Source organism: Liquorilactobacillus mali (assembly GCF_001437155.1).
Taxonomy (GTDB): Bacteria; Bacillota; Bacilli; order Lactobacillales; family Lactobacillaceae; genus Liquorilactobacillus; species Liquorilactobacillus mali_A.
Genome location: NZ_JQAR01000042.1, coordinates 1 through 9,387 on the forward strand (window position 1 = coordinate 1; position 9,387 = coordinate 9,387).

The window sequence follows — 9,387 nt, forward strand, 5'->3', positions numbered from 1 at the left end:
AACATACCTTAGCAGCATAAAAATATCTATTTTGTCTAACTTTTGTGTTGCACTTCACTTTGACTTGGCTCTTTTTATCAATTATAAACATATCTGAGAAGCATTCATTAATACTTAAAACAGTTTGAAAAATTTTGCAGTTAATATTATTCAGCCTCTGCAATGGCTCTAGCTATATCGTCTTTTGAAAAGTCGTGGTCCATGAATTCCTTATTGTCAACTGGCAAGTGTTGCTCAAGCGTATCAAATTGTTGTATTGAAACAGTCCCCTCAGCAATCTTGAAATCTAGGATGTGACCTCCAAATAAATGGTCATCAGCTAAGAAATGATTATGGAAACCTGCGACGGCTGCACCGTGGAACAAGGCCGGGGAATAGTAGCTCAGCATTGTTCCCTTGACATTTTCTGTTTCAAATATGCTCTGATTCTTTGCGGTCTCAGCGAGCGTTGAGAAAGGTCTCGATGATTTGACAACAGCCCTGGTCTTCATGTAGCTAAAGGTTCCCCTAACTAAGACTGAAAAGAAAGTATTTGAATTTGGTTTGCCTTCGAGCGCAGTTTTTTCAAAATCAGCAGGGGTAGCATTGCTGATTGTACCAAGTTCAGTATAGTTAGCAAAATGACTATTAGCGAAGGGCATGATAAAGTCATCTTTGAGTATGTTGGCACTCCCATGACTATCTACTTGGTAGGGAATACCATCTAGGATAATGAGTTCACCATCAAGCCCTTCACCAGTTCCAATACCAGTGTCGCCGTGAGTAAGTAACTCACCCATAGTGATTGTCCCAGTGAGAAGGCCTGGAACGAGCAATGCAAGGGTTCCATGTTGGTAAAGTGTTTTTGAATTTTTTGTCATAATAATTAATAATCTCCTTATAAACAAAATCATAATATAGTCCAAAATGTCAATGACATCTCAATATTAAAATAATAACATAGATATTTTAAAATGGATTACTTTGTGCACAAGATATTAATTTGTGAACTTTTTGTGAATACCTTGAGAAATTACAAGACATATATGTGATAAATCTTGATTTTAAGGAATTCTTTAGATACGATAGCCTTGTAGTTTGCTACAATTGATTTATAAAGTATGGTGCTTTTACCATATGGTGCTTTGTAAGAATATATAACAAGGCATGGAAACTTTAATCTTATATCTGAGAGGTAAATATTATGAAAATATTAGTTGTAGATGATGATAAAGATATTGTAGAACTTTTGAGTATTTATATTGAAAATGAAGGTTACGAAGTTGAGAAGGCGTATAACGGCAAGGAAGCAATTACAAAATTAAATACTAATCCAGAAATCGGTTTGATGATTTTAGATATTATGATGCCGCAAATGGATGGCAGCGAGGTTATTAAGGAAGTCCGTAAAGATTCACAAATTCCAGTGTTGATGCTTTCTGCCAAAGCGAGTGATATGGATAAAATCCAAGGCTTGATTCAGGGAGCTGATGACTATGTAACGAAACCATTTAATCCATTAGAAGTCATGGCGCGTGTTAAATCACTGCTCCGGCGTGCAGAACACACAGTTAAGAATGAGACACCTGATATTTTAAAAGTGGGACCATTAGTGATCAAGAAAGACTCTCATGAAGTTGAGACAACGGATGGCAAATTAATTCAGCTGACAGCTTTAGAATTTGGAATTCTATATTTATTGGCTAGTCATCCAAATCGTGTTTTTTCAGCAGATGATATTTTTGAACGTGTTTGGCAGCAAGAATCTGTTGTTTCAGCAAAAACTGTGATGGTCCACGTTAGTCATTTGCGTGATAAAATTGAAGAGGCCACAAACGGCGAGAAAGTTGTTCAAACCGTATGGGGTGTCGGTTACAAAGTAGAAACACATTAGAATGGAGCTGGTTAGGTGAAACTCACCGCACGCGAAAAGAGTGAATTGTTCGGTGAAGGAATTGTAACCATTATTTTGCTCTTACTGCTTAATTTATCGATATATGTGTTGCTGGATCAATTAATAGAGTCAAATCCAGAACTTGCTAACGGAATCTTTCAAATAAAGATGTCATTAGCGTTTGGTCCAAACCATATCCAATTTTGGAGTTGGGGTTGGGTCTTTTTGACTGCGATGTTGATAATAGATGTGTTTATTGTCTATTGGCGTTTGCTAAGAAGATATCGCCAGATGCAGCTGCAGCATATCATATTTGAGTTACACTATATTGCTGATGGACATTTGGATCATCGGATTCCTTTTCGTTTGCAAGGGGACATGCAGCGTGTTATCTCAAGTATTAACGCACTCGTTGACAGTTCATTACGGGCAATGGAAGAAGAGCGTAAGATCGAGCGGTCAAAGGATGAGCTTGTAACGAATGTTAGCCATGATATTAGGACACCTCTGACCTCGATAATTGGATACTTAGGATTGATTGAGGAAAAACAATACCATTCTGAAAAAGATATCTTGAAGTATACGCACACGGCCTATGTTAAGGCAAAACAAATGAAATTGCTGGTAGAAGATTTATTTGAATATACAAAGGTAAGGCAGACGTCTACGCCACTTAAGTTGAGTCAGATTGATTTGGGACAGTTGCTTGAACAATTGGCTATATCTTTTGAGCTGGAGGCAAAAAAGAAGAATGTGGTTATCCAGACTGGAAAAGTAGAAAGCAAATTATTAATGGATGCGGATGCAGAAAAGTTGGTACGTGTATTTAATAATTTGATTACTAATGCTTTGAAGTATGGAGCGGGTGCCAAAACAATTTGTATTGATGCAAAGAAAGTATCCGAGAAAGAAATTGTTGTCAGTATATCTAATGATGGTAAGGCAATTCCCAAAAAGGCCTTGGCACAACTTTTTGATCGCTTTTATCGGGTAGAAAGTTCGCGTTCTAAGGAAACCGGTGGGAGTGGCTTAGGACTTGCAATTGCCTTGAGCATTGTTGAATTGCATCATGGGTATATTTATGCCGAATCAGATGATAAGTTAACAAGCTTTATTATGCATTTTCCAGTTAACCAGGAGATCGAGTTGCAGCGGGAAAAAGTTGAAGAAAAGGACTAATCGTTATTGTCACATTGGTCTTTTTTGGGTATTCTAGAATAGATCTAAAATTTGAAAGGACAGAAAAAAATGTTATTTAAAAGGACAAAAAAATTTTTTCTAGGCTTAGTAGTTGCAACTACGGCCTTTGCTGCAAGCGCAGGAATATTTAGTGTACCACAAGTTAGTGCGGATAGTACCAATGTACAGGATTTGAATTTGGACGTTAAGTCTGCAATTGCTGTGGATGCAAAGACTGGCCAGATTCTGTATGCAAAAAATGAAAATCAGGCTCTGCCAATTGCATCTATGAGTAAATTGATTTCAATTTATTTGGTATTACAGGCAATTAAAGAAGGAAAACTATCATGGAATCAGAAGGTCTCGGTTGATAGTGATTCTTATGAGGTGAGTCAAGATACGACAATGTCAAATGTGCCATTATTGAAAAATCATACATATACAGTTAAACAGCTTTATCAAGCAAGTTTGATTTATTCGGCTAACGGTGCAGTCATGACACTTGCCAATGCGGTGTCCGGATCACAAAAGAAGTTTGTTGATAAGATGAGGTCTTTAGTTAAGAGCTGGGGTATTAAAGATGCTGAATTATATACTTCATCGGGACTCGATAATGATCAAGTAGGCAATGCTAAGTATCCAGGTGCTTCATCGGATGCAGTTAATAAGTTGTCTGCAAAGGATATGGCACTTGTAGCAGAGAAAATCCTGAAGTATTATCCAGACATCTTAAAAACGACAAGTATCACAAAAATGAAGTTTAACAATGGTACTAGTGAAACTGAAATGGAAAACTGGAACTGGATGTTGAAGGGATTATCGAGTGCGTATACTGAATTGCCAGTTGACGGATTGAAGACAGGAACATCAGATTCCGCTGGAGCCGATTTTACCGGAACGGTTCACAAAGATGGGCACCGGATAATAACTGTTGTAATGGGTGCTCAACATACAAGCGATACGGATATGTCCAGATTTACCCAAACACAAAAATTGATGTCATATGTGTATAACAACTTTACTTATACGAAGATTGCTGCTAATCAGACATTTAAGAAAGCAAGTTCCTTACCTACATTCCATGGTAAAAAATTAACTGCTAAGGTTGTTAACCAGAAGTCTACTAATATTTGGCTTAAGAATGGTGTATCATCCAAGAACATCTCAGCGAAGTTAGCTGCAAATAAGAAATTATATAAGAACGGTGGTTTAGGAGCACCTTTGGCGAAGGGGAAGAATGTAGGTACTTTGTCGCTTAGTGTCAAAGGACAGCAACTAAGTTTCTTAAACGGTTCAACCAAATTGAAGTTAGCAGCGGTGAATACACAAAAGATAGAGAAAGCAAATATCTTTGTTATCATGGGTCGCTCGATTAAAAACTTTTTCAGTAATTTGTTCTAAATAGTTTATATATATATAAAACTAGCCTTATAAAGAGGCTAGTTTTTTTGTGCATTTCAATTGATATAGTTAATTTATTAAGAAATTCATAAGGTTAATTAATGAAAAGAACAAGTACATGGTATTCTTGTTTTTCGTGGATGTTGAGTGTATATTATAGATTGTTGAAGTAGATGATTAAAAATGTAGAGGTGAGAGAAAAGTGAATATGATTAAAGAAGAGTTCAAAAATATTTTGAATCACAAGTTGCTGGTCGCTACCATTTCAGCAATTATGTTCATACCATTTTTGTACTCAGTATTCTTCTTGAAATCAGTATGGGATCCTTATGGCAACGCTGGGGAATTGCCTGTTGCTGTAGTCAATGAAGATCAGGCGGTCTCATACAACGGGAAGAAAATGCAAGTTGGGGACAAACTAGTTAAGGAATTAAAGAAAAATGACTCTTTGCAGTGGCATTTTGTATCTGCAAAGAAGGCTTTGGATGGGATGAAAAACAAGAAGTACTATACAATTATTACTATTCCAAAGAATTTTTCGAAAAATGCAACAACTGTCTTGAATAAGAATCCTAAGAAGATGAGATTAACTTATAAGACAAATGACTCTCTCAACTATATAGGTAAGGTTATTAGTGAAGAGGGGGCAAAGCAGCTTAACACTAAAATCAATGCGACTGTGACGAAGGCTTATGCAAAGACAATGTTTGCAACAATCAAGAAGGTTGGAACAGGTTTTACAACAGCTTCCAAAGGAGCTAATAAGCTAAAGAAAGGTTCAACGACATTATCAGATGGAATTAACACATATACTGCAGGTGTTAAGAAGATTAATGATGGTGTGATTGAGCTGCAAACAGGTGTCGTACCACTGAGCCAAGGTGTGATTAAGTTAACAACTGGGGCGACTGCGTTACAAAGTGGTGTATCAGAATACACAGCTGGTGTGGCTAAAGTTAATGATGGAACACAGAAACTGAATAACAGCACGGGTACACTTGCAAGTGGTGTCAGCAAATTAGCAACAGGTTCAAACACGTTGGCAAGTGGATTAGGGACCTATACGAGCGGGGTAAGTTCCCTTAATAATGGCTTGGCAACATTGAATGCCAGTTCTTCAACCATAAATAACTCATTAGCTAGTGTCTCAAGTTTACCACAGGCTTCAGCTGGCCTATATGTTTTGAATAGTGTTGTAAGTAATGGTCTGAACCAAATAGACGTTTCACAATTTAGCAATATGATAAAGGGAATGACTAATGTTCAAACCCAGATGGCAAGTATAAAAGCATTAATGAGTGAGGTACAGCCAACTTTAGACGGATTGAGCAAAATGCAATCAGAATTTGATACGATAAATGGCCAATTGAGTAATGTGATAACTGCTAAGAAGACATTTACAGATGCTTTGAGTAACGATTTAACAAAAATAGGATCTAACTCCAAAACATCTGCAACTAATGCTGCAGAAGTATTGGCTTATCTAAAAGCAAGTGGTAATACCGATGAAAATACACAGCAAATGGAAAGTAAACTTCAAGAAATAATTAGTGTAAATCAGGATAATGGGAATCAAATCAGTGACATAGAAAGTAAAGCAAGCGCATTTGATACAAGTATGAATAGTGTCGTTACTGAACTTAATACTTTGAAAGAATCTATAAGTTCCTTGAGTACTGCAACAGAAAAATTAAACACATTGATGACAGGGTCTAGTAAGTTGATGGAATCAAGTGATTCTTTAACAAATGCTCAAGCTCAAGAAAAAATTAAACAGTTGCTTAGTGGTATTACTCAATTACAAGCAATTGCTGCAAAATCTACTAGCATCTCTAAGCAACTAAATACAAGTGTTAACACAAGTAAAGCCTCGTCACTATTAAATCTTGATAGTATAAGCAAAGCTTCTAGCAATAGTAGTTTGAGTGCAACAAATGTTATAAATTCTCAGGTGTCAGAAATGGCTGCAAATTCGCAACTACCAACTTTAATTGCTGGAATACAAAAGTATACAGCAGGTGTGAAAACAGCATATAACGGGACTAATAAGCTGATAGCTAATAATTCGGCTCTTACAGGTGGAGCATCACAACTTGCAACAGGTTTAGGTACACTAAACAGCAATGTTCCAAGTCTTGTTTCAGGTGTGAGCCAACTAGCAAGTGGGACAAGTCAGCTAAATAGCAATAGTGCTACTTTGAATAGCGGAACAGCACAGCTTGCAAGTGGTTTGAATCAACTTAATAGTAAAGTTCCAACACTTTCATCTGGTGTTAACCAATTAGCAAGTGGGACAAGTCAGCTCAATGATAATTCTTCAAAATTGATACAAGGCTCATTGAAGTTAACTGATGGTAACAAGGCTCTTGCTAAGGCATTGGGAAAAGGTGCTAAGAAGGTAAATGCAGTTAAGACATCTAACAAGACAGCAAACATGTTTGCTACACCATCTAAACTGGCTCATAAGAATTATAGTACTGTTCCAAACTATGGGTACGCACTTGCACCATATATGCTTTCAGTTGCATTATATGTTGGTGCCCTAGTATTTAACTTAGTATATCCAATTCGTCGCCTGTCAACACCAGATGGTACAGGAACTGATTGGTTCTTGAGCAAGATTAGTATCGGTGCAGTGGTTGCTGTTGGGACGGCACTGGTTGAAACCTTGTTGATGATAGCAGTAGGGCTTGTACCTGACCATCCTGTACAAATGATTCTAAATGCAATAGTATTCTCGCTAACTGCGATGTACTTGATAATGTTCCTATCGATAGCAGGTGGAAATCCTGGGCGATTTGTTGCAATGATTCTCTTAGTCATTCAACTTGGGGGCTCAGGAGGATCGTTCCCAATTAATATTACAAATGGGATGGATGGATTCTTCCAGGCAATTAATCCATATCTGCCAATGACTTACTCAATTCTTGGGTTCCGTGAGGCTTTGACCTCTGGATTAGGTTCTGGTCAAGTTGTATTCTCGATTGGAATAATGTTTATTTTCATAGTGGTCTCATTATCATTACTATGGATAACAATGGTTACAAAAAGAAAGAATGGTTCGGTTAGTTATGCGGAACCAGCAACAGATGAAAAAGAATAACACAGATAATAGCCCCACTATTAGTAAGGCATAAAGTGGGATAAAAAGAGACTCTTCGGAGCTCTTTTTTTTTACAATAATAACAGTAATTTAAAAGCCTGGCGTCAGCTATGAACTATAAAAAAGTATCAGTTAGTGGTGTGATCTTTAAAATACGCCAAAAAATCAAACTTCAATAGAACATGTGAAGTTTGATTCAATAGCAGCTATTTTTTTAACAAGTTTACAGTATAAAATAAAATTGTAGAAGTATTTTATTGCTTTATACGGCTACTTTTTATTTATTCAGAAAAATCAACATCTTTTGTCTCTTTTACTGTCAGAAGTGAAATCAGGCAGGCAACAGCCATTATACCAAGGTAAAGCCCAACAAACTTTATTCCCCAATTAGCTGCTAACCAGGTTGCAATGGTAGGTGTAAATGCTGCCCCGACTATTGCGGCCAGATTATAGGAAATCCCAGCACCAGAGTAGCGAACTTCTGTCTTGAATAGTTCGGGCAATAAAGCTCCAACTGGTCCAAAGGCAACTCCCATCAGGGTAAAACCAACGACCAAAAAGATAACAGCACCAGCAAAGTTACGCTGTCCTTGTAAGAGATAAGGAAATAGTAGAGAAAAGACAATCAACGCACTTGAAGAGGCTAACAAAACTCGACGGCGGCCGAAGACGTCAGCTAGTTTGGAAGCATATACGATTAAAAGCGCAAAGACAATAATAGCACCCATCAATAAAAATAAATATTCACGATTAGAAAAGCCTAAATTGGTTATTGCATAAGTTAAAGACCAAGTTGCTAATGTATAGAATAATGTGTATGTTACTGCAACGATCAGAGTACCCTGAATAATTTGACGCCAAGATTTTTTAAACACGAGTACCAAAGGAGATTTAGAAGTTAGTTGTTTAGCTTGTGCTTGTCTGAATAAAGGAGTTTCTTGCATTTTTGTTCTGACCCAGAATCCAACAATTACTAGAACTGCGGAGGCGAGAAAAGGTATACGCCAGCCGAATGCAAGCATCTGACTAGGAGTTAAGAAAGACTCAAGCAGGAAAAACAAACCATTGCTTAAAAAGAAACCGAGTGGAGCTCCCAATTCGGGGAAAGCACCATAGAGCGCACGCTTATCTTCTGGTGCATTTTCTGTAGCGACAAGTGCAGCACCCGACCATTCGCCTCCAAGTCCGATTCCTTGAATGAAGCGACAAACACAGAGTAGGATAACAGCAAGTAATCCAAGAGTATTGTAATCAGGCAGCAGTCCAATTAATACAGTCGAACCACCCATGAGCAGTAACGAAACAACTAATGTCTTTTTGCGTCCAACCTTGTCTCCAAAATGACCAAAGACAAATGATCCGAGCGGTCGTGCAACAAAGGCTACACCGAATGTTAGCAAGCTTAGCAGTGTGGCAATTGTAGTTGTTACTTCAGGAAAGAAAACTTTTGGAAAGTATGTAGCAGCTGCTGTTCCATAAGCATAAAAATCAAAGAATTCAATTGCAGTGCCAATCATTGAAGCTAGGATTACTGTTTTGACAGAATCAAGTGCCAAGGTTGGATGATTGAGATTTGGTAAGGTAACACTTGTTTTTGTAGCAGTAGTCATTATAAATATTCTCCTAAAATTATGATTTGAGTAATCACTGTTTTTTTATTTAACAATTTATTATGACATTTTAAATTCCCCCTTTTTAGAACAAAGAAAAAAGGGGCTGTGCCATAAGTCCCTAAGTTAAAGAGCTTCACCAGAGAAAGTAATGATTTTTCTGGTGAAGCTCTTTTGGTATAATTAAAAATAAAAAAGCACCGGTTGCAGCCAGCACTTTC

At 37.3% G+C, this 9,387-nt stretch carries 7 protein-coding genes; 4 read left to right on the top strand and 3 right to left on the bottom strand.

Going from position 1 to position 9,387, the window contains the following annotated elements; all coding sequences use genetic code 11:
- Positions 1–146: 146 nt before the first annotated feature.
- On the bottom strand, positions 147–860 hold the full coding sequence (gene budA / locus IV36_RS11315) for an acetolactate decarboxylase (protein ID WP_056992576.1): 714 nt from the start codon (positions 858–860) through the stop codon (positions 147–149).
- Between the two features lie 323 nt (positions 861–1,183).
- Between budA and croR the strand changes: the two genes are divergently transcribed.
- The 4 genes from croR to IV36_RS11335 all read left to right on the top strand — a co-directional run bounded on the left by croR (position 1,184) and on the right by IV36_RS11335 (position 7,556).
- A complete protein-coding gene (gene croR / locus IV36_RS11320) occupies positions 1,184–1,873 on the top strand; it encodes a response regulator transcription factor CroR (RefSeq protein ID WP_056992578.1) in 690 nt (229 codons plus the stop codon).
- 15 nt (positions 1,874–1,888) lie between these two features.
- Positions 1,889–3,052, top strand: coding sequence for a sensor histidine kinase (locus tag IV36_RS11325; protein ID WP_056992580.1), 1,164 nt, complete (start codon positions 1,889–1,891; stop codon positions 3,050–3,052).
- A 69-nt stretch (positions 3,053–3,121) separates the two neighbouring features.
- Complete coding sequence (locus IV36_RS11330) at positions 3,122–4,453, top strand: serine hydrolase (RefSeq protein WP_056992582.1); 1,332 nt, start codon at positions 3,122–3,124, stop codon at positions 4,451–4,453.
- A 208-nt stretch (positions 4,454–4,661) separates the two neighbouring features.
- Positions 4,662–7,556: a YhgE/Pip domain-containing protein gene (locus tag IV36_RS11335; RefSeq protein ID WP_056992585.1), complete on the top strand. Its 2,895-nt coding sequence runs from the start codon at positions 4,662–4,664 to the stop codon at positions 7,554–7,556.
- A 281-nt stretch (positions 7,557–7,837) separates the two neighbouring features.
- Here the strand turns inward: IV36_RS11335 and IV36_RS11340 are convergent, their stop codons facing one another.
- Positions 7,838–9,166: an MFS transporter gene (locus IV36_RS11340; RefSeq protein WP_056992584.1), complete on the bottom strand. Its 1,329-nt coding sequence runs from the start codon at positions 9,164–9,166 to the stop codon at positions 7,838–7,840.
- The coding region (locus IV36_RS12480; RefSeq protein ID WP_235810328.1) for a hypothetical protein at positions 9,166–9,387 on the bottom strand (222 nt) is incomplete at its 5' end. The genes IV36_RS12480 and IV36_RS11340, both read right to left, overlap by 1 nt.

Excerpts from the sequence above, each read along its gene's own strand:
- IV36_RS11330 (WP_056992582.1), top strand. The coding sequence starts at position 3,122 with ATGTTATTTAAAAGGACAAAAAAATTTTTTCTAGGCTTAGTAGTTGCA.
- croR (WP_056992578.1), top strand. The coding sequence starts at position 1,184 with ATGAAAATATTAGTTGTAGATGATGATAAAGATATTGTAGAACTTTTG.
- IV36_RS11335 (WP_056992585.1), top strand. The coding sequence starts at position 4,662 with ATGATTAAAGAAGAGTTCAAAAATATTTTGAATCACAAGTTGCTGGTC.
- IV36_RS11340 (WP_056992584.1), bottom strand. The coding sequence starts at position 9,166 with ATGACTACTGCTACAAAAACAAGTGTTACCTTACCAAATCTCAATCAT.
- budA (WP_056992576.1), bottom strand. The coding sequence starts at position 860 with ATGACAAAAAATTCAAAAACACTTTACCAACATGGAACCCTTGCATTG.